This window comes from Micromonospora zamorensis (assembly GCF_900090275.1).
Lineage (GTDB): Bacteria > Actinomycetota > Actinomycetes > Mycobacteriales > Micromonosporaceae > Micromonospora > Micromonospora zamorensis.
The window spans coordinates 4,418,300-4,442,709 of sequence record NZ_LT607755.1 but is presented as its reverse complement, the minus strand read 5'-3'; the positions used below and the strand labels follow the sequence as shown (position 1 = coordinate 4,442,709).

The following is a 24,410-nucleotide window of genomic DNA, read 5'->3' as shown; positions in this document are numbered from 1 at the left end:
TCGGCCCTCCACTCCGCTCCACCCCTTGTGACGTGCTGTTTTAGGCGGCGATCGGGCGCGCCACGCGGGCGAATCTGGTTGCGGGTGGAGGGAAGTGGAGTAGAGTGGGGACCAATGGTGAGGCCGGGAGGGCTCACCGGCCCGGGGGGTCAGCGGCGCCGCGAACGCCGCTCAAGGGCGAGGGGGTTGGGCCGATGTTCCTCGGCACCCACACTCCGCGCCTGGACGAAAAGGGCCGGTTGATCCTTCCGGCCAAGTTCCGGGATGAGCTGGCGGGGGGTGTCGTGGTCACCAAAGGGCAGGATCGTTGCCTCTACGTCTTCCCGACTCCTGAGTTCCAGCGGATCGCGGAGCAGTTGCGCGCGCAGCCGATGACGCACAAGGCGGCCCGGGCCTACAGCCGGGTCTTCTTCGCGAGCGCGCACGACGAGGTTCCCGACAAGCAGGGTCGGGTGACCATTCCAGCCCATCTGCGGGAGTATGCCGCGCTCGACCGCGAGTTGGTGGTCATCGGCGCGAGCACGCGGGTGGAGATCTGGGACAAGGTCGCCTGGGAGACCTACCTCGCCGAGAGCGAAGACGACTTCGCCGACATCGAGGAGGGGGTGCTGCCAGGCGGTCTGTAGGGCGGAACGGCGCCCGACGTACTGCGAGATCTCCAGCCGCTTTCGAGTTCCTGGCACCCCTTCCCCGGTGCCAGGCGCACGATCCAGTCATCGGGCGACGGTCTGGTGTCCGGCGGGAGCGGATGGGGATCTGGCGGTACGACGGCAGCGCCGTCCGACGACAGGCGCACGAAGAGAACGGACGTTTCAACCAGTGGGGGTCATCATGGGGGAGTTGCGCGGCACGCACGTGCCGGTGCTGCTCGAGCGGTGTCTCGAGCTGCTGGCCCCCGCGCTGGGTCGAGGCGGCCGGACGATCTACGTCGACGCGACGCTCGGCCTGGCCGGGCATGCGGAGGCGGTGCTGGAGGCGCACCCGGAGACGGTCCTGATCGGGCTCGACCGGGACACCGAGGCGCTCGCCCACGCGCGGGTCCGACTGGCCCGGTTCGCCGATCGGGTGCACCTGGAGCACGCCGTCTACGACGAGCTGCCGGACGTGCTCGACCGGCTGGGCTATCCGGGCATCGACGGGATCCTGTTCGACCTGGGTGTCTCGTCGTTGCAGTTGGACGCGCCCGACCGCGGGTTCGCGTACGCCCAGGACGCGCCACTGGACATGCGGATGGACCAGACCCGGGGGGTGACCGCCGAGGAGGTGGTCAACACCTACGGGCATCCGGACCTGGCCCGGGTGCTGCGGGTCTACGGCGAAGAGAAGTTCGCCGGCCGGATCGCCTCGGCGATCATCCGGGAGCGGGAACGCGCCCGGATCACCTCGTCCGCGCTGCTTGCGGAGCTGGTCCGGGACTCCATCCCGGCGCCGGCCCGACGAACGGGCGGACACCCGGCAAAGAGAACGTTTCAGGCTTTACGGATCGAGGTAAACAAAGAGCTGGCAGCGCTGGAGACAGCGTTGCCATCCGCGCTCGACGCACTGACCGTGGGCGGTCGCATGGTGGTCCTGTCCTACCACTCGCTGGAGGACAGGCTCACCAAGGCGGCGCTCGCGGGCCGGGTCCGCAACACGGGCCCGGTCGACCTCCCGGTCGAACTTCCCGGGTCCGGTCCGACGTTCCGGCTGCTCAGCCGTGGCGCCGAACTGCCCGGGGAGGCGGAGGTCGCCGCCAACCCGCGCGCCGCCTCGGTGCGGCTGCGGGCCGCGGAGCGACTCGACCCGAACGCGACAGAGCTTGGGCGGACCGACCGCGAACGGTCTCGCCGACGGGTGAAGGGAATGCACCAACCGGGCACGGGGTCCGCCTGATCCGTGGGGGGTCAGGGGCACCGGGACGGCAGAGGGACGGACGTTGAGGGGGAGGGACATGAACATTGACAAGCGCGGCCGCCGGGACGTCACCGGCGGCGAGCAGCGCGCACCGCGGTCGGGGGGCCGGACCGCGGCGGAGCGGGCTCCGCGCCTCGGAAACGGTACGCCACGCATCGATCGAACGAATCGGCAGGGGGAGACTCGCGCCCGGGGGGCGCGCGAGTTCCCGACTCAGGGCACCGCCGCGCTGCGACCGGTCGAGAAGGCCGCCAGCGCCACCGTCGCCCGCCCGCCTCGGCTGCGGGTGGCGCCGCCACCGCCGGTGTCGGTGCCGCGCGCGCCGTTCGCGGCGCTGATCGTGCTGCTGGTGGTCGGCGGGGTGCTGGGCATCCTGGCGGTCAACACCAAGATCAATGAGAACGCGTTCCGGTTGGAGCGGTTGCAGCAGCAGCAGGCTCGACTGGACCTGGAGAAGCAGCAACTGGACAAGCAGATCGCCGAGGCCGAGGCGCCGGGCAACCTGACCGCCAACGCGCGGCGGCTGGGTCTGGTGGACGCCGGCGAGCCGGGCTACATCCGGCTGCCGGACGGCAAGACGATCGGCGTGCCGCAGCCGGCGACCGGCAAGCCGTCGGTGACCAGCCAGGGTGCGGGAGGCTGACCAGTGCCACCAAGGTCGGACGAGCCGCGCCGGGACCCCACGGGGGCCCGGCGCGGTTCTTCGCGTGACGCCGGCCCCGTCGACGGGGAGTCCCGCACGGGCGAGCCGGGCATCGGGGGCATCTCCGGGGCTCGCGCGTACACCCCGAGGGGTCGCACTGTCCGGGAGGAACGCGGCACGCCGGCGCGCAGCGGGGGCGCCGAGCAGCGGCGCACGCCGCGCAGCACCCGCTCCGGCGACCCGTTCCGGCCGGCGTTGCAGGTGCTCGACGGCGGCCGGGCCGCCGCCCGGGCCGGCCGGCGCGACGCTCCGGCGGCCGGGCGCGGAGGCGTCGTGCGCACCGTCTCGCCGCGCACCCCGCGTGCCCCGGGCGTCGACGAGCCGCCGCCACGCCGCCGGACCACGCCACGCGCGCCGCGGCGCACCGACCGACCGGCGGCCCGCCGACCGTCCCGCAAGCCACCGCGCCCTCCGAAGCTGGCCGAGTCGCGACTGCGCCTGCGGCTGGGCACCGCGCTCGCCCTGACGCTGTTCGCCGTCATCGGGATCCGGCTGATCTTCCTGCAGGCGGTCGACGCTCCGGCGTACGCCGGGGGTGGCATCGCCGACCGCCTGCGCACTGTCGAGCTGCCGGCGCCGCGGGGCGCGATCTACGACAGCACCGGCGCGCCCCTGGCCCGCAGTGTCGAGGCCCGCTACGTGTTCGCCGACCCGACCGAGGTGAAGGATCCGGCCAGCACGGCGGCGGCGCTCTCCCCGCTCCTCGGCATCCCGTCGTCGAAGCTGGTCGAGCTGATGAAGCCCCGCAGGCTGGAGAACGGCAAGTTGTCCACGTTCGCCTACCTGGCCCGGGGTGTGGAGATTCCGACCGCCAAGCGGGTGCAGGCGCTGGAGCTTCCCGGCATCGGGGTGCACCGCGACGAGAGCCGTGACGTGCCCGGCGGTGACCTGGCGGCCAACCTGATCGGCTTCACCAGTCAGGACATGGCCGGCCTGGAGGGGTTGGAGGCCCGCTACGACGACGTGCTCGCCGGGCAGGACGGCAAGCGCGTGTACGAGGCCGGCCTCGGTGACCTCGCCGCGCCGATCCCGGGTGGCTACAGCCAGACCACTCCCGCCAAGCCGGGCAGCTCGCTGACCCTCACCATCGACCGTGACCTGCAGTTCCGTACGCAGCAGATCCTCAGCGCGGGCATGGCCCAGCAGCGCGGCGGCACCGGCGTCGCAGTGATCATCGAGATCCCCTCCGGTGCGGTGCTGGCCCAGGCCAGCAATCCCACCTACAGCGCGGCGAAGCCGTTCCCGAGCGACCCGGTCGCCCGGGAGGACGCGGCGACCAGCTTCGTCGTCGACCCCGGCTCGATCCACAAGGCGATCACCTTCGGCGCGGCGTTGCAGGAGGGTGTGATCACGCGGGACACGGCGTTGCCCATCGCCAACAGCATCAAGAAGGGTGACACCTGGTTCTCCGACACCCATCCCGCCGACGGCAAGAAGATGAGCGTGCCGGGGATGCTCGCCTACTCGTCGAACGTCGGCACCATCACGATCGCCGGCCAGCTCGGCAAGGACCGGTTGATCGACTACCAGAAGCGGTTCGGGCTGGGTAAGCCCACCGGCGAGGGAATGCCGGGGGAGGCCAGCGGACGTCTGCTGCCGGCCGACGAGTGGAGCGACTCGTCGGAGGGGTCGGTGCCGATCGGGCACAGCGTCGACGCCACGCCGTTGCAGATGGCCGCCGCGTACGCCGCCATCGCCAACAACGGCACGTACGTGCAGCCACATCTGATCAAGGAGATCATCGGTCCGGACGGCAAGCGCACTCCCGCGCCCGCTCCGGCGACCCGATCGGTGCTCAGCCCGCAGAACGCGGCGGACCTGCGCGAGATGTTGGAGGCGGTCACCACCGTCGACCATGCCACCGGGCTCACCGCCGCGGTCCCCGGCTACCGGGTCGCCGGCAAGACCGGCACCGGCTGGCGGTACGTGGACGGCAAGAAGCAGCCCGGCGAGGTGTCCTCCTTCATCGGCATGGCACCCGCCGAGAACCCCCGGTACGTGATCGCGGTCTTCGTGTACGCGCCCAACTTCGGGGGCGCGGCGATCGCCGGCCCGGCGTTCCGCGACATGATGCAGTTCACGCTGCGTCACTACCGCGTACCACCGTCAACCGGTGGTTCCGCACCCAAGTTCGTGGTCTATCCGCGCTGAGCAGCAATGGCGGGACATCATCGGTGAGTGCCGACGAACCACCGGGGCGGCTGTGCGGCCGGAACCGGACGACGGGGTAGGGTCTGACGCCGTGCCCGGCAATCCACGTCCACGTACCGTGACCGGAGTCCGGCTCGGCGATCTCGCCGTCCGACTCGCCGTCGACCTTCCGGCGGACGCCGCCGAGGTGGTCGTCACCGGGGCCACCCACGCCAGCCAGGAGGTCCATCCCGGCGACCTGTACGCGGCGTTGCCCGGCGCTCGCCGGCACGGCGCGGAGTTCGCCGCCGGCGCCGCCGAGGCGGGTGCCGTGGCACTGCTGACCGACGCGGCGGGTGCGGAGCTGGCCGCGGGCAGCGGGCTGCCCGTCCTGGTGGTGCCCGACCCGCGTGCCGTGCTCGGCGAGCTGGCCTCGGCTGTGTACGGCGACCCGACCGCCGGTCTCACCGTGATCGGGGTGACCGGCACCGCCGGGAAGACCTCCACCGCGTACCTGATCGAGTCGGGGCTGCGGGCGGCCGGCCACACCACCGGGTTGATCGGCACGGTCGAGACGCGGCTCGGTGATCTGGTGATCGACAGTGTGCGCACCACTCCGGAGGCGACCGACCTGCACGCCATGCTGGCCACCGCGCGCGAGCGGGGGGTCACCGCGGTGGTCATGGAGGTCTCCAGCCACGCGCTGGCCATGGGTCGCGTGGGCGGCGTCCGGTTCGCCGTCGGCGGCTATACCAACTTCGGCTCCGACCACCTGGACTTCCACGCCGACAGCGACGACTACTTCGCCGCCAAGGCCCAGCTCTTCGACGGGCGGTGCGCGGTCGAGGTGCTCAACCACGACGACCCGGCGCTGAAGCCGCTGTACAAGCCGGCCACCGTCACCTACTCGGCGGCCGGCGACCAGGGCGCGAGCTGGTGGGCCGACGGCGTGGGCGGCGAGGGGTACGCGCAGCGGTTCACCGCGCACGGCCCGGACGGCGTGGTCCTGGACGCCGGGGTGGCACTGCCTGGCCGGCACAACGTGGCGAACGCGCTGCTGGCCATCGCCGCGCTGGTCGGTGCCGGGGTGGACCCGACGACCGCTGCGGCCGGGGTGGCCGCCTGCCGTGGCGTGCCGGGCCGGCTGGAGCTGGTCGACGTCGCCGCGCCGGTGCGCGGCGTTGTCGACTACGCGCACAAGTCGGACGCGATCGTGGCGGCGCTGGCCGCGCTGCGCGAGTTGAGCGCCGGACGCCTGATCTGTGTGATCGGCGCCGGCGGTGACCGGGACCGGGGCAAGCGGCCGGTGATGGGCGCGGCTGCGGCGGAGGGAGCCGACCTGGTGCTGGTGACGGACGACAACCCGCGTACCGAGGACCCGGCGGAGATCCGCGCCGAGGTGCTCGCGGGCGCGTACCGGGCTGGAACGGCCGCCCGGATCATCGAGGTGGCCGGCCGCCGCGCCGCGATCGACGAGGCGGTTCGGCTGTCCGAGCCGGGCGACGTCATCGCGCTGCTCGGCAAGGGGCACGAGCGCGGCCAGGAGGTGGCGGGCGAGGTGTTTCCGTTCGACGACAGCATCGAGCTGGCCGACGCGCTGCGGGCCCGCTTCGGGGACCTGGCGGTCCAGCGGTGATCACGCTGAGCCTGGCCGAGGTGGCCGCGGCGGTCGACGGGCGGCTGGAGGCCGCCGATCCCGCCGCCACAGTGACCGGTTCGGTGGAGTTCGACTCCCGCAAGGTGGGGCCCGGTTCGCTCTTCGTGGCCTTCCCCGGTGAGAAGGTCGACGGGCACGACTACGCGGCGACGGCGATCCAGGCCGGCGCGGTGGCGGTGCTCGGCAGCCGTGCGGTGCCCGGGGTGCCGATGGTGCTGGTGGACGACGCCCTGACCGCGATGGGCCGGCTGGCCCGTGCCGCGGTGGACCGGCTGCCGGAGCTGACCGTGATCGGGGTGACCGGCTCCTCCGGCAAGACCACCACGAAGGACCTGATCGGTCAGCTCACCGCCCGGCTCGGGGCCACCGTGGCGCCGCCCGGTTCGTTCAACAACGAGCTGGGTCACCCGTACACCGCGTTGCAGGCCGGGCCGGACACCCGCTACCTGGTGATGGAGAAGGGCGCGCGGGGGATCGGGCACGTGCGGTACCTGTGTGAGCTGGTGCCGCCCCGGATCTCCGTGGTGCTCAACGTCGGCACGTCGCACATCGGCGAGTTCGGCTCGCAGGACGCCATCGCCCAGGCCAAGGGAGAGCTGGTCGAGGCTCTGCCGGCGGACGGGCTGGCGGTGCTGAACGCCGACGACCCGCGGGTGGACGCGATGGCGGGTCGCACCGGGGCCCGGGTGGTCCGCTACGGCGAGGCGCCGGACGCCGACGTGCGCGCCGAGGACGTCACGCTGGACGAGCGGGGGCACCCGTCGTACACGTTGGTCACCCCGGAGGGCCGCGCGTCGGTGCGGCTCGGGCTGACCGGCCGTCACCAGGTCGGCAACACGCTCGCCGCGGCGGCGGTCGCCCGGGAGCTGGGCATGCCGCTGGCCGAGCTGGCCACGGCCCTCGGCGAGCTGGGGCTGGTCTCGACCCGTCGGATGGACGTCTTCGACCGCCCCGACGGGGTGACCGTCATCGACGACTCGTACAACGCCAACCCGGCCTCGATGGCGGTGGCGGTACGGGCGCTGGCCAGTATCGGCCAGGGGCGGCGTACCGTCGCGGTGCTCGGTTACATGGCCGAGCTGGGCCCGTTCGAGCGCGACGGCCACGCCGAGGTCGGCCAACTCGTGGCCGAGCTGGGCGTCGACCGGCTGCTCGTGGTGGGTGAGCCGGCAGCGCCGATCCACGAAGGCGCGACAGCGGTAGCGAACTGGGGAGGAGAGTCGGTGCTGCTCACCGATCAGGCGGCGGCCGTCGAGGTGCTGCGGGGCGAGCTACGACCGGGTGATGTCGTCCTGGTCAAGGGTTCCCGGTATCGGACCTGGGAGGTGGCCGACGCCCTGCGCGCCGACGCCGGTGGGGAGCCAACCCGATGAGGGCCGTCATCGTCGCCGTCGGGGTCGCCTTCCTCGTCTCGCTGTTCGGCACCCCGATCGCGATCAAGTTGTTCACCCGGCTCAAGGCCGGTCAGCCGATCCGGTCCGACGGCCCGGCCATGCACCAAGGCAAGAAGGGCACGCCCACGATGGGCGGCGTGGTCTTCATCCTGGCCACGGTGATCGCGTACGTGGCCGGGCACCTGGCCCTGACCAGCCTGCCGGACCAGCAGATCGCCCAGGTGGAGCCGACCATCACGGCGCTGGTGCTGCTGGGGCTGATGGTCTTCTCCGGCGCTGTGGGTTTCCTCGACGACTTCCTCAAGGTGCGCAAGCGCAACAGCGCCGGGCTGAACAAGCGCGGCAAGCTGCTCGGCCAGATCCTGGTCGGCGCGGTCTTCGGGGTGATCGCGCTGTGGTTCCCGAGCACGATGACCGACGGTTCGGGCCTGGCGACCAACACCGAGACGGTGGGCAGCACCACGCTGAGCTTCATCCGGGACATCGACGCCCTGGAGGTCAGCAAGGTCGGCGCGGTGATCATCTTCATCTTCGTGGTGATGGGCGCGACGAACGGCGTCAACCTCACCGACGGCCTCGACGGTCTGGCCACCGGCGCCTCGGTGATGGTGCTCGCCGCGTACGCGTTGATCGCGTTCTGGCAGTACCGGCACTGGTGCGCGGACCCGAACTACACCCAGCCGTACTGCTACGAGGTCCGCGACCCGTTGGAGATCGCGCTGATAGCCGGGGCGGCGGCCGGGGCCTGTGTGGGCTTCCTCTGGTGGAACACGTCCCCGGCACGGATCTTCATGGGCGACACCGGGGCGCTGGGGCTGGGCGGTCTGATCGCCGGCATGGCGATGTCCACCCGCACCATCCTGCTGCTGCCGATCATCGGTGGGCTCTTCGTGATCATCACGATGTCCGTGGTGATCCAGATCATCTCCTTCAAGACCACCGGTAAACGGGTGTTCCGGATGTCGCCCCTGCAGCACCACTTCGAGTTGGCCGGCTGGAGTGAGGTCAACATCGTGGTGCGCTTCTGGATCATCGCGGGCATCGGCGTGGCCATCGCCCTGGGCCTGTTCTACAGCGAGTTCCTCGCCAACATGACCTGATCGGCCCTCGCGATCCCCGCACTCCCCGGCCGCCCGGACGGCCCGCCCCGCGCGGGTTCCGTCCGGGCGGTTGGTGCTTTCAAGGCCGGCGCGGGAGTTCGACACGCCCGGTGCGTCGTTGTGGGCGTGCCCGGCGCGTCCAGCGGTGATGATGTCGGGGTGGGGGAGGACTCAGGCACCGACGACAGGACAGCCGGTCGGCCGCGACGGTCACCGGGCGCGACGCGTACCGCTGCGGCGGGCGCGCCGCCCGACGACGCGCGCGGCCCGGAACCGGGTGCGGCACCGCGGGCAGCGGACCCGCCACCACCCGTACCACCGCGCGGGTTGGACGGGGCCGGTGGGCTTGCAGCCCTGCGCGGTCTGCTGGCACGACCGCTGGCCTCCTACTACCTGCTGCTGTCCAGCGCCGGCCTGCTGCTGCTGATCGGGCTGACCATGGTCTTCTCGGCGACCAGCGTGAAGGACTACGCCGAGGACGGCAACGCCTCGGCCTCGGTGACCAAGCAGGCGATCTTCGCGGTGATCGGCATCGGGGCGTTCTGGGTCTGCCAGCGCCTGCCCGCCAGCACGTACCGCTCGCTGGGCCGACCGCTGCTGTTCACCTCGATCGGGCTGCTGCTGGTGCTCAACCTGCTGGTCGCCTACGCCCGGCTCACCAAGCAGAAGTCGGCCGGGTTCGGGCCGGTCGAGGCGCGACTGAACTGGCTCTTCGTCGGCGGGATCCAGGTGCAGCCCTCCGAGCTGGCCAAGTTCGCGCTGGTGTTGTGGGGTGCGCACCTGATCGCCCGCAAGGGGGCCGCGCTGGGCTGGTGGCGGGAGCTGGCCACCCCGCTCTTCCCGGTGATGGGCCTGCTCTTCGTCCTGGTCGGCTACAACGACACGGGCACGATGCTCTGCCTGCTCGCCCTGGTGGTGGGTCTGCTCTGGGCCGCCGGCGTCCGCATGCGGGTCTTCGGCGCGCTGACCGTGGTCGGCCTGCTCGGCGTCGGCTTGCTCGTCGCGGTGGCATCGCTGGGCGCCGGCTCCGGCGAGCGGGGCGAGGACAACTACCGCTTCGCCCGGCTGGCCATGTTCTTCAACCCGCCCGACCCGGAGACCTGCAAGCTCGACGGCTGTCTCCAGTTCTACCAGGGTCGACTGGCCATCGAGCACGGCGGCTGGTTCGGTGTCGGGCTGGGCAAGGGCAGCCTGAAGTGGGACTGGCTGCCCGAGGCGCACAACGACTTCATCTTCGCGATCATCGCCGAGGAGTTGGGCGTGATCGGGTGCGTCGTGGTGCTGAGCCTGTTCGCGGTCCTCGCGTACACCGGGTTCCGGATCGCCCGCCGGGTCGACGACCCGTTCCGCCGGCTCGCCGCCACCGCAGTGACCACCTGGCTGGTCAGCCAGGCCGTGATCAACATCGGTGGGGTGGTCGGGCTGCTGCCGATCACCGGTCTGCCGCTGCCGTTCATCTCCGACGGCGGAAGTGCCCTGGTGGTGACGTTGGCGGGCATCGGCATGCTGGCGTCCTTCGCCCGCGCCGAACCTGATGCGGCCCGAGCACTGCATGCCCGTCCGCCGGCCCGGTGGGTCCGACTACTCTGGGCCCCGTTGCCGCCGCTTCCCGGCCGGCGTCGCCGACCGGCGACGCCGCCCGCTGGCCGAGGGTCCGTACCCCGGTCCCGCGAGCGGCGCCATGACGACCAGGCCGCGCCGCGCGGGGTCCGCCAGGACCGCAACCGCGGGGGTACGGCGAGCGAAAGGAGACGCTGATGGGTCCGCTGCGTTCGGTGGTGCTCGCGGGAGGTGGCACCGGGGGGCACGTCTACCCGCTGCTCGCCTTCGCCGACTGCCTGCGCCGACACGACCCGGGCGTCCGGATCACCTGCCTCGGCACACCACGGGGCATGGAGAACGACCTGATCCCGCCGCAGGGCTACGACCTGCGGCAGATCCCGGCGTACCAACTGCCCCGGTCGGTCAACATGAACCTGGTCCGTACCCCGGGCCGGATGTGGACCGCGGCGCGCGCCGCGGGCAAGGTGATCGACGAGGTACAGGCCGACGTGGTCGTCGGCTTCGGCGGGTACGTCTCGGTGCCGGCCTACCTGGCCGCCTGGCGTCGCGAGATGCCCATGGTGATCCACGAGGTGAACGTGCCACCGGGTGTGGCCAACAAGCTGGGCATGAAGTTCACCAAGAACGTCGCCGTCGGCTTCCCGCACCAGCCGAGCCAGGCCGAGTCGCTGCGCGACGCCACAGTGGTCGGGGTGCCGCTGCGCCGCACCATCGCCGCACTGGACCGGTACGCGCTTCGCGACGCCGCCCGCGCCCACTTCGGGCTCCGCCCGGACCTGCCGGTGCTCTTCGTCTCCGGCGGCTCGTCCGGCGCTCGGTCGATCAACCTGGCGGTCTCCGGGGCGGCCAAGGAGCTGGCCCGCAACGGCGTGCAGGTGCTGCACGTGATGGGCGCCCGCAACGAGCCGGTGCCGATCCCCACCGACCTGCCGGTGCCGTACGTGACGCTGCCGTACCTGTCCGAGATGGAGCTGGGCTACGCCGCCGCCGACCTGATGCTGGCCCGGGGCGGGGCGATGACCGTCGCCGAGGTTGCCGCGATCGGGCTGCCGACGATCTACGTGCCGTACCCGCACAGCAACCAGGAGCAGCGGCGCAACGCGCTGCCCGTGGTGGAGGCCGGCGGCGGGCTCCTGGTCGACGACGCGGAACTCACCCCGGCCTGGCTGGAGCGCACCGTCATCCCCCTGATCCGCGACCCGCAGCGGTTGTACGCGATGGGCGCGGCCGCGGGGGCGTACGGCCGACGCGACGGCGACGAGGCCCTGCGTTCCTTCGTCATGCAGGCGGTGGCCCGATGACCGCGCAGTTCACCCCGGCCGGCACGCTCACCGCGGAGGACCTGGGCGCCGTCCACCTGATCGGGGTGGGCGGGGTGGGCATGCTCGGCGTGGCCCGGCTGCTGCTCACCCGTGGCATCCGGGTCTCCGGCAGCGACCTGCGGGAGTGGCCGTCGCTGGCGGGCCTGCGGGCGCTCGGCGGCACCATCTACCTCAGCCACGAGGCGACCAACCTCGACGGGGTGGACACCGTCGTCTACTCGTCGGCCATCCCCTCCGACCACCTGGAGCTGGTCGAGGCGCGTCGGCGCGGGCTGCGGGTGCTGCACCGGTCGGAGGCCCTCGCCGCGGCGATGACCGGCCGCCGGGCGGTGGCGGTCGCCGGCACACATGGCAAGACCACCACCACCTCGATGGTGACGATGGTGCTCCAGCAGGCCGGTGTGGACCCGTCCTTCGTGATCGGCGGCGAGATCTCCGAGGTCGGCTCGGGCGCCCACCATGGCACCGGCGAGCACTTCGTGGTCGAGGCGGACGAGAGCGACCGCTCGTTCCTCATCTACCGCCCGTACGTCTCGATCATCACGAACGTCGAGGCGGACCACCTCAACACCTACGGCGACTACGCGACGCTGGAGGCGGCGTTCGTGGAGTTCGCCCGCCTCACCGACCCGGACGGGTTCATCATCACCTGCGCCGACGACCCGGGCGGTCGGCGGCTGGCCGAGAGCCTGCGCGCCGAGGGCCGGCAGGTGTTCACCTACGGCGAGGCGGCCGACGCCGACCTGCGGCTGACCGAGATCGTCTCCTCGGCGCGTGGTGTGCGCTATCTGGCCGCGATCGACGGCCGGTCACTCGGCGAGTTCCGGTTGCCGGTGCCGGGGCGGCACATGGGGCTGAACAGCGCCTCCGCGGTGCTGGCCGCGTACCTGCTGAAACTGCCGATGGAGGCGGCCGAGGCCGCGCTGGCGGTCTTCCCCGGAGTGCGGCGGCGCTTCGAGCGCAAGGGCGTCGCGGACGGCGTGCTGGTCTACGACGAGTACGCCTACCACCCGACCTCGATCACGTTGGCGATGCAGACGCTGCGCGAGGTGGCCGGCGACGGGCGGCTGATCGTCGTCTTCCAGCCGTACCGGCTGTACCGCACCCGCGACAACCAGGCGGAGATCGCCGAGGCGCTGGCCATCGCCGACGAGGTGGTGCTGTTGGAGGTCTTCGGGCCGGGCGAGCTGCGCCAGCCCGGCGAGGGCTCGGCGGCGCTGATCGCGGCGGTGGGGCTGCCCGCCGACCGCAAGGTCTTCGTCGACTCGTGGGAGGCTGCGCCGGTCGAGGTGGTCCGCCGGGCCCGCTCAGGGGACGTCGTGGTGACCATGGGCGCACCGCCGATCTCGCTGATGGGCGACGAGCTGCTGGCCGCCCTGGGGGCGCGTGCGAACGGCTCCGCGCCGACCGCGACCGTCGACCCGGTGGCCACCGGCCCGGTGATCGGTGATCCGGTGCCGGGCGGCGCCACGGCCGGGGGTGACGGAGCGGCCCTCGGTGGCACCGTCGCGCCCGGCGGCACGGCGCCCACGGCCGGATGAGTCCCGGCCCGGCCCGAGGGCGGACCCGCGCCGCCGACGGCGGCGCCCCGCGTCGCGGTCCGGCGCGGCGTTGGCAGCTGGTCCGGGCGAGCCGCGACGCGGTACCGCCCTCGACGCGCCGGTTCATGGCCCGTGCCCGGCAGCGTCGCATGCGCGCGGCGCTGCCCTGGGCGGTGGCCGCCGGGGTGCTCGCGCTGGCTGGGCTGGTCGCCTGGACGGTGCTGGGCACCGGGCTGTTCGGTGTGCGGGAGGTGCGCGTGGAGGGGGCCGACCTGGTCACCCCGGTGCAGGTGCACGACGCGGTCGCCGTACCGGACGGGGTGCCGCTGGCCCGGGTGGACCTGGCGGCCGCCGCCCGCCGGGTCGGCGCGCTGGCGCCGGTGGAGCGGGCCACCGTGTCCCGCGACTGGCCCGGCACGCTGGTGGTGCGGGTGACCGAGCGGACTCCGGTGGCGGCGGTGCCGCAGGGGGAGGCGTACGCCCTGATCGACCGCAGTGGGGTGGCGTTCCGGACGGTGGACCAACGCCCCGCCGGGATGCCGCAGGTGACGGTGGCCCGACCGGCCGCCGACGACCCGGGCACGCGGGCCGGGCTGGAGGTGCTCGTCGCCCTGACCCCGCAGTTGCGTGCCGAGGTGGTGGACGTGAGCGTGGAGGGGTTGGCCCGGATCACCCTGCGGCTGCGCGGAGACCGGACGGTGGTGTGGGGCGACGCGACCCGGGGCGCGGACAAGGCCCGGGTGGCCACCGCGCTGCTCGACGAGGACACCGATCGGATCGATGTGAGTGCCCCGGACGTGGTGACTTTCCGCTGACCCGGCGAGCGCGTCAAGGCGTGACCTGTCGCGCTCCGGCCGGCGACACGCCGGGCGGGTCCTTGGCTCATCGCGTGGTGGCGCTTACGTTGCCCCGAAGAGGTTCAGTGGTTGACATAACTGTAAGCCTCTAGTAGAGGGTGAGGGTTCACTCCTGACTCTCGCTGGTGACAGCTGTCGTCGGCCGCTGGTCTGGCCACGCCGTACCCGGTCGGCCGAAGCCAATCTCGAAGGAAAGGACCGGAGATGACACCTCCGCACAACTACCTGGCGGTCATCAAGGTCGTCGGCATCGGGGGAGGCGGCGTCAACGCCGTCAACCGGATGATCGAGGTTGGGCTCAAGGGCGTCGAGTTCATCGCGATCAACACCGATGCCCAGGCGCTGCTGATGAGTGACGCCGACGTCAAGCTCGACGTCGGCCGGGAGCTGACCCGTGGCCTGGGGGCCGGGGCCAACCCGGACGTCGGCAAGAACGCCGCCGAGGACCACCGCGACGAGATCGAGGAGGTGCTCAAGGGCGCCGACATGGTCTTCGTGACCTGCGGTGAGGGCGGCGGCACCGGCACCGGTGGCGCGCCCGTGGTGGCCAACATCGCCCGCAAGCTCGGTGCGCTGACCATCGGCGTGGTGACCCGGCCGTTCTCCTTCGAGGGCAAGCGCCGTCAGGTGCAGGCCGAAACCGGAATAGACGAACTCCGCAACCAGTGCGACACGCTGATCGTGATCCCGAACGACCGGCTGCTGGCCCTGGGTGACCGCAACATCAGCATGATGGACGCCTTCCGCACGGCCGACCAGGTGCTGCTCTCCGGCGTCCAGGGCATCACCGACCTGATCACGACCCCGGGTCTGATCAACCTGGACTTCGCCGACGTCAAGAGCGTGATGAGCGGCGCCGGCAGCGCGTTGATGGGCATCGGCAGCGCCCGCGGCGAGAACCGTGCGGTCGAGGCGGCCGAGGCGGCCATCTCCAGCCCGCTGCTGGAGCAGAGCATGGACGGCGCGCGCGGCGTGCTGCTCTCCATCGCCGGCGGTTCCGACCTGGGCCTGTTCGAGATCAACGACGCGGCCCAGCTGGTCACCGACGCCGCCCACCCGGACGCCAACATCATCTTCGGCGCGGTCATCGACGACGCGCTCGGTGACGAGGTGCGGGTCACGGTCATCGCGGCGGGCTTCGACGGCGGCACGCCCGCGTACAAGGCGGCCGAGCCGACCCGCAAGACCAACACCAACCAGCCGGCGGCGCAGAGCACCCCGGTGCCGGCGCCGGCGACCAACCCGGCTCCGGCCCAGTCGCCGCGCCGAGTGCTCTTCGACGACGTGGACGTTCCCGATTTCCTCAAGAACGGGTCCTGAGCACCGCCGATGACCGACAGCTCAGCCACGGTAGGGCCGGACCGGCACGCCGAGATCGCGGCCGGTCTGGCTCAGGTCAGGTCCCGGATCGCCGACGCCTGCGTGCAGGCCGGCCGGGACCGCGCCGACGTCACGATGATCGCGGTGACGAAGACCTACCCGGCCAGCGACGTGTTGGCGCTGGCCGGGCTCGGCGTCACCGACATGGGGGAGAACCGCGACCAGGAGGCAGCCGGTAAGGCCGCCGAGGTGGCCGCGGCCGGGGTGCGCCCCCGCTGGCACTTCATCGGTCAACTCCAGCGCAACAAGGCCCGCTCGGTGGTCCGGTACGCCGACGTGGTGCAGTCCGTCGACAGTGTCCGGCTGGCCCGGGCGTTGGCCAACGCCGGCGCCGACCGGGAGGTGCCGCTGGACGTCATGGTCCAGGTGAGCATCGACGGCGACGCGGCCCGGGGTGGCGCACTGCCTGGTTCGGCCGACCCGGGCGCCGGGCTGGAACCGGTGGCCGAGGCGGTGGCCGACGCGCCCGGGCTGCGTCTGGTCGGTCTCATGGCGGTTGCTCCGCTGGGTTGGGAGCCGGACCGGGCCTTCGCTCAACTCGCGGAGGTTGCCGGCGTGTTTCGGACGGTCCATCCGGGAGCGACCGAGCTGTCCGCGGGAATGAGCGGAGATTTCGACATCGCGATCCGATACGGCGCGACACATGTCCGCGTCGGCAGCGCGTTGCTCGGAATGCGTCCCACGCTGCGGTAGCCTGACCGCGAGACATGCAAATTACATCAGTGTTGTTTCAGGGGTGGCGTCCCCTAGTCGGGGGTCGTGGCGCGCGACGCGAATCGCGCGCCAGGGGATTGCCGCCCCGGTCCGATGGGCATTGTTGTCCATTCGCGACGGGCGACATGGCACGGGGGCGCGTGCCGCACGGCGGACGGAAGGGCGCGGGATGGGTGCACTGCGCAAGGCGGGGGTCTGGCTCGGTCTGGTCGAAGAAGACGACGAGCGGGCCTACGACGACGGTGGCTACGACAAGGGTGGCTACCGCGACTCGCGTTACCGGCAGAGCCGGTACGCCGAGGAGTTCGCCGACGAGGACGAGGACGACACCGAGGAGCCACCGGCTCCCCGGCCGCGGGTCAGTGAGCGGGGTCGACTCTCCGAGCGGGCGAGCGGGCGGTTGAGCGAGTCCGAGCGTGGTGACAACGAGCGTCCGGAGCGGGCCGAGCGGGCCAGCGTACGGTCGATCACCCGGTCGTCGGCTGGTGAGACCTCCGGCGCGCTGACCTACCACACCCGCGACAATCTGGCGCTCGCGCCGCAGGTCGCGTCGCGTGAGCGGGCGTTGCCCGAGGAGGAGCAGCGCTACCAGATCACCACGCTGCACCCGACCACCTACCGCGAGGCGCGCACGATCGGTGAGCACTTCCGCGACGGGGTTCCGGTGATCATCAATCTCACCGAGATGGATGAGGCCGATGCCCGCCGTCTGGTGGACTTCGCCGCCGGTCTGGCGTTCGGCCTGCGCGGTACGATCGAGCGCGTGACCAATCGGGTGTTCCTGCTCTCACCGGCTAATGTCCAGGTCACCGCTGAGGACAAGGCCAAGATCGCTGAGGGCGGTTTTTTCAGTCTGAGTTGACCCCGCCCGACCCGAGGGACGTCGCTGACCGTGTTGTCGATCTTACTGCAAGTGTTGTACCTGGTCCTTTATGTCTTCCTGCTCCTCCTCTTGTCCCGGTTCGTGTTGAGCGCCGTCCTGCAGTACGGCCGTCGCTGGCAACCGGGGCGTGGAGCATCGGCAGGATTGGAATCCGTGTGGAGCGTCACTGATCCCCCTCTCAACGCGTTGAGGCGTGTGATCCCTCCGCTGCGAATTGGTACCGTGAGCATCGACCTGGCCTCCCTTGTGCTCCTGGTTATCCTGTTCGTGCTGATGGAGTTCGTGTTAGGGCCGTCGATCAGGGCATCTGCCTGATGACCGACGCGCTTTCGCGGCCGCAACTGACCCGAGGAGTTTCGATGCCGCTGACCCCGGCCGACGTCCACAACGTCGCCTTCAAAAAGCCGCCGATCGGCAAACGGGGGTATGACGAGGAGGAGGTCGACGCCTTCCTTGACGAGGTCGAGCGCGAGCTCGCCCGTCTCATCGAGGAAAACAACGAGCTGCGCGCCCAGGTGGAGCGCGGCGGCCGTGGCGGTGCCCCCGCCGGCCCCGGCGGCGACGCCCGACTGGCGGCGGAGCTCAACGACGTCAAGGCCCAACTGGACCGGGTGCAGCGCGACAAGTCGGCGGCCGAGCAGGCCGCCCGCGCGATGCAGGCCGAGCTCGAGCAGGTCCGCGCGACCGGCGGCCCGGCTGGCGGCGGCGTCACCGGTGACGGTGAGCAGCAGGCCCTGCGCGTGCTGATGATGGCCCAGCGCACCGCCGACGACCACGTGTCCGACGCTCGTCGCGAGGCCGACCAGCTGCTGTCCGAGGCCCGTGGCAAGGCCGAGGAGGTGACCCGGGAGGCGCGCGCGAAGGCTGACGCCCTTGAGCGGGACGCCCGCCAGCGGCACCAGGAGGCCATGGGCGGCCTGGACGCCAAGCGCACGGCGCTGCAGAAGCACATCGAGGAGCTCAAGCAGTTCGAGCGCGAGTACCGCACCCGGCTCAAGGCCTACCTGGAGAGCCAGCTGCGTGACCTCGACGGTCGCGGCCAGGGCCTCGAAGCCGAGATGACCCGCTCCGAGGCAGGCCGGGTTGCCGGCGGCAACGGGCTGGCCGCTGCGGGCCTCGCCGGTTCGTACGGCGGCGGCGGGCGCTCCGGCGCCCTCGAAGCCGGACGCTGAGCACCGGCCGGCGATCGTTCTCCGCCAATGGTGACGATCGCCGGCCCAGCCTGGACGGTACGACGCGGCGGGGGTGAGCCGTGATAGTCGCAAGTCTTCTGCTCATCCTCGTCGCGGTGGTCCTACTGGTGCTCGGTCTGGCCAGTGGCTCCAGCTTCATGTTGATCATCTCCATCGCGGCCAGTCTGCTGGCCGCCGTGGCGTTGGTGGTGGGCGCCCGCCAGGCAGCCGCCAACCGCGCTATGGCGGATCCCGGTCGGCCCGGCCGGCGACCCCCCGACGCACCCCGCACGGCCCGCCAGGCCACGGGTGTCGCGTACGGGCCGCCGCTGGTCGAGCCGGAGGTGCCGGTTCAGCACGTGCCCACGACGGTTGGTACCGGCGGCACCGGGTGGCGGCAACCACCCGAGCCGCCGGCCGACCATGCGCCGCCGTTCGACAGGCGCGTCGATGATGGGCCGCCGTTCGATCCGCGCGTCGACGATGTGCCGCCGTTCGATGATGCGCCGTCGTTCGATCCGGGCTCGCCGTTCGTGACCCCGGCCGACGACGCGTCCGCTCCCGCCCGGCCCGTCAGCCCGGCGTCGCCGTTCGCGGCGTCGACCGACGACGCCTTCCTCGACGGTGCCCCGACGGCCGACGAGCCGGCCGAGCAGCCAGTCACTCCCGCCGAGGCGGCCCGGGTGGCGCGACTTCCCGATGCCGTCCAGGTGGTCGACGGTCACCCCCGCTACCACCTCGCCAGCTGCCCGCACCTCGTTGGCCGGGTGCCCGAGGTGCTGCCGGTCGCCGAGGCCGTCGAGCTCGGTTTCACGCCCTGCGCGCACTGTGCGCCAGCCACCGCCCTGCTCGCCGACGCCCGGCCGATCTGAAGCGGCGCCGGTGCCCGCGCAGGAGACGCTCACCGTGGCGGTACGGGTGAAGCCGGGCGCCTCCCGTACACGGGTGGGTGGCCGCTTCGATGGTCCACACGGGCCCGCCCTGGTGATCGCGGTGCACGACCCGGCAGTCGACGGTCGGGCGACCGAGGCGGCCCGCAAGGCCTTGGCCGCCGCCCTGGGCCTCCGGCCGGGCGCGGTGTCACTGCGGGTCGGCGCGGCCAGTCGCGACAAACTCTTCCTCGTCGATCGGCCCGGCCCGGAGCTGTCCGAGCTGCTGCGCCGACTGCGCGACGGATCCGCCGAGTGAGGAACGCCCAGGCCAGGCTGCTGTGACGCCCGGATTGGACATCGCGCTGCTGCTCGGTGCGGCCGTGCTGCTGGTCGCCGTCGGCGCGGTGCGGCTCTCCACCCGGCTCGGCGTGCCCAGCCTCCTCGTCTACCTGGCGCTGGGCGTGGCGATCGGCGAGGGCGGGCTGGGCATCGGCTTCGAGGACGTCGAGCTGACCCGGGCCCTCGGCTTCTGCGCCCTCATCGTGATCATCGCGGAGGGCGGCCTCACCGCCCGGTGGACCACCCTGCGTCCGGTGCTCGGGCTGGCCTCCGCGCTCTCCACTGTCGGCGTGATCGTCAGCATCGTGGTGGTCGGTGTCGCCGTACACCTGCTGTTGGGGTTGGACTGGCGGTTGGCGCTGCTCTATGGCGCGGTGCTCTCGTCCACCGACGCGGCGGCTGTCTTCGCCACCCTGCGTCGGCTGCGGCTGCCGCCCCGGCTGGTGGCGACGCTGGAGGCCGAGTCGGGCATGAACGACGCCCCGGTGGTGCTGCTGGTGGTGCTGCTGTCCCACGAGGGCTGGGCGCACCCGTGGTGGTACGAGGTCGGGCTGGTCTGTTACGAGCTTGGTGTGGGTGCGGCGGTGGGTGTGGGCGCGGGTGTCGCCGGCACCTGGGCGTTGCGCCGGGCCGCGTTGCCCTCGGCCGGGCTCTACCCGATCGCCGCGGTGGGCATCACCGTGCTGGCGTACGCCGCCGGGGCGGTGCTGCACGCCTCGGGGTTCCTCGCCGTCTACGTGGCCGGGGTGCTGCTGGGCAACGCCCGGTTGTCACACCGGCAGGCGATCCTCGGTTTCGCGGACGGGCTCGCGTGGCTCGCCCAGATCGGGCTGTTCGTTCTGCTCGGATTGCTGGCCTCGCCGGGTCGGCTGGACGCGGCCGTGCTGCCCGCGGTGGTCGCGGGACTGGCCCTGGTGCTGCTGGCCCGGCCGTTGTCGGTGGCCGTCTCGGCGCTGCCGTTCCGTGTCAGCCTCCGCGAACAGGCGTTCCTGTCCTGGGCGGGGCTGCGCGGGGCGGTGCCGATCGTGCTGGCCACCATTCCGCTCTCCGAGCGGGTGCCCGGTGCGGAGCGTCTCTTCGACGTGGTCTTCGTGCTGGTGGTGATCTTCACGCTGGTGCAGGCCGGGGCGCTCGGGCCGTTCGCGCGGTGGTTGCGGGTGACAGCGCCGGCCGAGGCGGCCGAGATCCATGTGGAGACGGCGCCGCTGGAGCGGATGCGGGCGGACCTGCTCCAGTTGGAGGTGCCGCCGGGCTCGCGGCTGGCCGGTGTGCACGTCGACGAGCTGCGGCTCCCGTTGGGCGCATCGGTCACGCTGGTGCTGCGGGACGGGGTGGGTTTCGTGCCCGCACCGGACACCCGCCTGAAGACCGGCGACAGCTTGTTGATCGTGGCGACCGCGGGGGTGCGGGACGCCGCGGAGCGCCGGCTGCGGGCGGTCAGCCGGCGGGGTCGCCTGGCTCGGTGGTTTGGTGAGTACGGGGATGAGGCAGTCGATTGATCTGCTAGCGTTCCCTTTGCCCCAGTTAGGCAGGGCTAGGGGCTGTTTAGCGGAGCGACGGTGCGGCACGTTGTCGGACGCCTGTACGTTCCGTATTCTTGCCAACCTCCGGAGTGCGCGGCCATCATTGCCGTGCGCCCCTTTTCGTACATTAGGGGACGCCTTGGTCGGCGCCCCCCGAACCAGGATGCCGCGGACCACGCGGCTCCCCGGCCGAGGGAGCGACCCATGGCGAAGCCAGCCGACACCAGGACCGCCGGGCGCAAGCCGGTGACCAAGCCCACCCGGAGCACGGCGGAGACCGAGAAGATCCGGGCGGCGCTGGCGGCGCGGCGGGACGAGCTTCGCGCCGAGTACGATCAGACGCTGAGTGAGATCACCGAGCTGCAGCGCGACCGGCTGACCGACTCGGCCGGGGACGACCAGGCCGACACGGGCACCAAGACGCTCGAGCGGGAGCAGGAGATCTCTCTCGCCAACAGCATTCTGGAACGGATCACGCAGGTCGAGCGCGCTCTGGAGCGCCTCGACGAGGGTGGTTACGGCTGGTGCGAGCGGTGCGGCAACCCGATCCCGGTCGAGCGCCTCGCCGCCTTCCCGTCGGCCACCCAGTGTGTGACGTGCAAGCAGCTGGAGGAGCGGCGCTGAGGTCCGTTCCCCGGCGGCGATGAGACGGTGAGCGATCACCGCCGAGACTGTCGATGGGGAGCGCATGACCGCAGTACCGTCCGCCGAGCCCGGCCGCACCGACCCGGGAGGCGGCACACGCCGGCCCCGGGCCGTCGCGATCCTTGCCGGAGTCGCCCTCGTGGCCCTGCTGGCCGACCTGGTCACGAAGCACCTCGCGCTGGCCGCGCTGACCGACCGGGAGCCGGTCCGGCTGCTCGGCGGGTTCGTCTACCTGAGCCTGACCCGCAACAGCGGTGCGGCCTGGAGCATCGGCGCGGACCACACCTGGATCTTCCCGCTGATCACGATCGGTGTGGTGGGCTGGATCGTCTGGATGGCGCTGCGACTCCGCTCGCTGCCCTGGGCGATCTCCCTCGGCCTGGTGCTGGGTGGCGCGCTGGGCAACCTCGTCGACCGGATCTTCCGGGCGCCCTCGCCCTTCCACGGGCACGTGGTCGACATGATCAGCCTCTTCGACCCGTACGGCCAGGTCTGGCCGGTGTTCAACCTGGCGGACAGCTCGCTGGTCTGCGGTGTGCTGCTGGCGGTCCTGTTGGAACTGACCGGCCGCCAGCGGGACGGCCGGCGGGCCGGACGCGACGACGCCCCGGCCGAAACGGACGCCACCCAGGGCGCCGACCAGAAGGAGCGGGCATGACCTCCGCCTTCGCCGCTGGCGGCGACCACCGTTCCCTCCCGGTGCCGGACGGCCTCGACGGCATGCGACTGGACCAGGCGGTGTCCCGCCTGTTCGGGCTCTCCCGCACTGCTGCCGCGGCCCTGGTGGATGCCGGGGACGCGCTCGTCGACGGCGCCGCCCGACCCAACTCGCACAAGGTCAAGGCCGGCTCCTGGCTGGACGTCACGCTGCCGGCCCCGGTCGCACCGCCGACAGTGGTGCCGCAGGCGGTGCCCGGCCTGCGGGTGGTCTACGCCGACGACGACATCGTGGTGGTCGACAAGCCGGTGGGCGTGGCCGCGCACCCCAGCCCAGGGTGGACCGGCCCGACCGTGATCGGCGCCCTCGCCGCGATCGGGCACCGCATCTCCACCAGTGGCGCCGCCGAGCGACAGGGCGTGGTGCACCGGCTCGACGTGGGCACCACCGGGATCATGGCGGTCGCCAAGAGCGAGCAGGCGTACACGGCGTTGAAGCGGGCCTTCAAGTACCGCGAGGTGGACAAGGGCTACCACGCGGTGGTGCAGGGTCACCTGGACCCGCTGCGCGGGACCGTGGACGCGCCGATCGACCGTCACCCCACCCACGACTACCGCTGGGCGGTGGTGTCCGGCGGCAAGCCGAGCATCACCCACTACGACACCATTGAGGCGTTCCCGGCGGCCAGCCTGGTCGACGTTCGACTGGAGACCGGCCGGACCCACCAGATCCGGGTGCACTTCTCCACCCTGCGGCACCCCTGCGTGGGTGACCTCACCTATGGTGCCGACCCCACCCTCTCGGCCCGTCTCGGTCTGGCCCGACAGTGGCTGCACGCCCGCGAACTGAGCTTCCTGCACCCCCGAACGGGGGACGAGGTCCGGTTCGTCAGCGACTACCCTGACGACCTGGACCGTGCGCTTCAGATCCTGCGTGACTGAGCGGCGACCGCCCGACACCGCTCCGACGAGGGGATCCCGCCCGTGCGCGCCGGCAACCTGCTGCGGCAGCTGGACCAACGGCTGCTGCCGCCGCTGAGCCGGGCCGTGACCCGGCTCGGCGAGCGGTCGGCGCGGTCCGGGGTGCTCACCTGGGCCGCCGTGCTCTCTGCGGCGGCGGTCCTGGGCACCGCGGTCTGGGCCGTCGACGACACTCCGGTCGGCGACCGGACGGTGGGTGAGGTGACCCGCGTCGGTGTGACCGACGGCGATTCCGTCCCCGGCTACCTGCGGTCCGCCGCCGCCGACCTGGCCGCGCTGCCAGCGTCGGCGCAGTCCGCGGGGGACGGGACCTACGCGCTGGTCACGCTTGCCGCGTACCTGCCGCCGCAGCGTCTGGCGACGGTCCTCGGCGACGTGGGGGTCTCCACCGTGTTCGGGCGGGTGCCGCTACCCGGGCGGCAGACCGAGATCGTCAAGATTCCCGCGCTGCGGGTGCCGGACGACGTCGTGGCCGGGATGGACCAGGTGGCGGCCCGTAAGGACGTCGAAGCCGCCGACTACCGGGCGCTGGCCGCCAGTGTCGACGGTGACGGGCCGGATGAGCGGGAGTTGCGGGAGCGCTACGCCAGCGGCGCCGAGGTGGCCGCCGCCGAGGCGGCCGCGTACCGGACCGGCTGCGCCTGCGTCTACGCCGCTGTGGTGCGAGCGACCCCGGGGGCGCTGCGCGGTGTGGCGGCCCGGCCGGACGTACGCGCGGTCGACCCCGCTCCCGAGGTGTACCGCCTGGACCGCACGGTCTTCACACCTCCGCTGCCCGAGCAGCGCGACGTGGTGCGTCCGCCCGTCGACATAGGGGCGAGTCCGGCGCCCACATCCGATGGGGACGCGCCGTCGACACCACCCGCGCCCGCGCCGATGGCGTCGATGGGCGAATCGTCGGAACCCGCACCGGTCGTCACGACTCCGTCACCCGCGCCGTCGCCGGCCACGCCGACCGAGCCACCCCCGCCGACCGTCACCACCTCCCCGGACGGCATCGGTGCCGAGCTGCCGACGCCCGCGTCGTCGTGATCTGCGTCGGCTGGTGTGCGCTCTGAGGTGTGGTCCGAATAGGGTTTGGTTC

Annotated in this window: 22 protein-coding genes and 1 pseudogene; all 23 read left to right on the top strand. The window is 72.2% G+C overall.

The window, feature by feature from the left end; genetic code table 11:
• Positions 1–194 precede the first annotated feature (194 nt).
• The 23 genes and pseudogenes from mraZ to GA0070619_RS19350 all read left to right on the top strand — a co-directional run bounded on the left by mraZ (position 195) and on the right by GA0070619_RS19350 (position 24,358).
• Positions 195–626, top strand: coding sequence for a division/cell wall cluster transcriptional repressor MraZ (gene mraZ, locus GA0070619_RS19460; RefSeq protein ID WP_088949385.1), 432 nt, complete (start codon positions 195–197; stop codon positions 624–626).
• Positions 627–831: 205 nt separating this feature from the next.
• A pseudogene (gene rsmH / locus GA0070619_RS19455) lies at positions 832–1,941 on the top strand (16S rRNA (cytosine(1402)-N(4))-methyltransferase RsmH).
• Complete coding sequence (gene ftsL, locus GA0070619_RS19450) at positions 1,931–2,536, top strand: cell division protein FtsL (RefSeq protein ID WP_088949384.1); 606 nt, start codon at positions 1,931–1,933, stop codon at positions 2,534–2,536. Before rsmH ends, ftsL begins: the two are co-directional and overlap by 11 nt.
• Positions 2,537–2,539: 3 nt before the next feature.
• Entirely contained in the window at positions 2,540–4,747 is a 2,208-nt protein-coding gene (locus GA0070619_RS19445) for a peptidoglycan D,D-transpeptidase FtsI family protein (RefSeq protein WP_088949383.1), read from the top strand.
• Between the two features lie 52 nt (positions 4,748–4,799).
• A complete protein-coding gene (locus tag GA0070619_RS19440; RefSeq protein ID WP_088949382.1) occupies positions 4,800–6,362 on the top strand; it encodes a UDP-N-acetylmuramoyl-L-alanyl-D-glutamate--2,6-diaminopimelate ligase in 1,563 nt (520 codons plus the stop codon).
• A complete protein-coding gene (locus GA0070619_RS19435) occupies positions 6,359–7,756 on the top strand; it encodes a UDP-N-acetylmuramoyl-tripeptide--D-alanyl-D-alanine ligase (RefSeq protein ID WP_088949381.1) in 1,398 nt (465 codons plus the stop codon). Before GA0070619_RS19440 ends, GA0070619_RS19435 begins: the two co-directional genes overlap by 4 nt.
• On the top strand, positions 7,753–8,877 hold the full coding sequence (gene mraY / locus GA0070619_RS19430; protein WP_088949380.1) for a phospho-N-acetylmuramoyl-pentapeptide-transferase: 1,125 nt from the start codon (positions 7,753–7,755) through the stop codon (positions 8,875–8,877). Before GA0070619_RS19435 ends, mraY begins: the two co-directional genes overlap by 4 nt.
• A 327-nt stretch (positions 8,878–9,204) precedes the next feature.
• Positions 9,205–10,635: an FtsW/RodA/SpoVE family cell cycle protein gene (locus GA0070619_RS19425; RefSeq protein ID WP_088949379.1), complete on the top strand. Its 1,431-nt coding sequence runs from the start codon at positions 9,205–9,207 to the stop codon at positions 10,633–10,635.
• A complete protein-coding gene (gene murG, locus GA0070619_RS19420; RefSeq protein WP_088949378.1) occupies positions 10,635–11,741 on the top strand; it encodes an undecaprenyldiphospho-muramoylpentapeptide beta-N-acetylglucosaminyltransferase in 1,107 nt (368 codons plus the stop codon). The genes GA0070619_RS19425 and murG overlap by 1 nt, the downstream gene beginning before the upstream one ends.
• Positions 11,738–13,303 carry a UDP-N-acetylmuramate--L-alanine ligase gene (gene murC / locus GA0070619_RS19415; protein ID WP_088949377.1) on the top strand — a complete coding sequence of 522 codons (1,566 nt, stop codon included), beginning with the start codon at positions 11,738–11,740 and terminating at the stop codon, positions 13,301–13,303. Before murG ends, murC begins: the two co-directional genes overlap by 4 nt.
• The gene (locus GA0070619_RS19410) at positions 13,300–14,118 is read left to right on the top strand and encodes a cell division protein FtsQ/DivIB (RefSeq protein ID WP_088949376.1); all 819 of its coding nucleotides are present in this window, start codon (positions 13,300–13,302) and stop codon (positions 14,116–14,118) included. Before murC ends, GA0070619_RS19410 begins: the two co-directional genes overlap by 4 nt.
• Before the next feature lie 246 nt (positions 14,119–14,364).
• Complete coding sequence (ftsZ, locus tag GA0070619_RS19405; protein WP_088949375.1) at positions 14,365–15,480, top strand: cell division protein FtsZ; 1,116 nt, start codon at positions 14,365–14,367, stop codon at positions 15,478–15,480.
• Positions 15,481–15,489: 9 nt separating this feature from the next.
• On the top strand, positions 15,490–16,233 hold the full coding sequence (locus tag GA0070619_RS19400; RefSeq protein WP_088949374.1) for a YggS family pyridoxal phosphate-dependent enzyme: 744 nt from the start codon (positions 15,490–15,492) through the stop codon (positions 16,231–16,233).
• A gap of 190 nt (positions 16,234–16,423) precedes the next feature.
• A complete protein-coding gene (locus GA0070619_RS19395; protein ID WP_088949373.1) occupies positions 16,424–17,116 on the top strand; it encodes a cell division protein SepF in 693 nt (230 codons plus the stop codon).
• Between the two features lie 30 nt (positions 17,117–17,146).
• Positions 17,147–17,452, top strand: coding sequence for a YggT family protein (locus tag GA0070619_RS19390; protein WP_088949372.1), 306 nt, complete (start codon positions 17,147–17,149; stop codon positions 17,450–17,452).
• Between the two features lie 44 nt (positions 17,453–17,496).
• Positions 17,497–18,309 carry a DivIVA domain-containing protein gene (locus tag GA0070619_RS19385; RefSeq protein ID WP_088949371.1) on the top strand — a complete coding sequence of 271 codons (813 nt, stop codon included), beginning with the start codon at positions 17,497–17,499 and terminating at the stop codon, positions 18,307–18,309.
• Between the two features lie 242 nt (positions 18,310–18,551).
• Positions 18,552–19,181 (top strand): hypothetical protein, encoded by a 630-nt coding sequence (locus GA0070619_RS34130; protein WP_462686458.1) that lies wholly within the window; start codon positions 18,552–18,554, stop codon positions 19,179–19,181.
• 10 nt (positions 19,182–19,191) lie between these two features.
• Positions 19,192–19,497: a DUF167 domain-containing protein gene (locus tag GA0070619_RS19375; protein ID WP_088949369.1), complete on the top strand. Its 306-nt coding sequence runs from the start codon at positions 19,192–19,194 to the stop codon at positions 19,495–19,497.
• A 22-nt stretch (positions 19,498–19,519) separates the two neighbouring features.
• Positions 19,520–21,019: a potassium/proton antiporter gene (locus GA0070619_RS19370; protein WP_088949368.1), complete on the top strand. Its 1,500-nt coding sequence runs from the start codon at positions 19,520–19,522 to the stop codon at positions 21,017–21,019.
• A 228-nt stretch (positions 21,020–21,247) separates the two neighbouring features.
• The gene (locus GA0070619_RS19365; protein WP_088949367.1) at positions 21,248–21,667 is read left to right on the top strand and encodes a TraR/DksA family transcriptional regulator; all 420 of its coding nucleotides are present in this window, start codon (positions 21,248–21,250) and stop codon (positions 21,665–21,667) included.
• 64 nt (positions 21,668–21,731) lie between these two features.
• Positions 21,732–22,346, top strand: coding sequence for a signal peptidase II (gene lspA, locus GA0070619_RS19360; protein ID WP_088949366.1), 615 nt, complete (start codon positions 21,732–21,734; stop codon positions 22,344–22,346).
• Entirely contained in the window at positions 22,343–23,287 is a 945-nt protein-coding gene (locus GA0070619_RS19355; protein WP_088949365.1) for an RluA family pseudouridine synthase, read from the top strand. Before lspA ends, GA0070619_RS19355 begins: the two co-directional genes overlap by 4 nt.
• A gap of 42 nt (positions 23,288–23,329) precedes the next feature.
• Entirely contained in the window at positions 23,330–24,358 is a 1,029-nt protein-coding gene (locus GA0070619_RS19350) for a hypothetical protein (protein ID WP_088949364.1), read from the top strand.
• Positions 24,359–24,410: the final 52 nt, after the last annotated feature.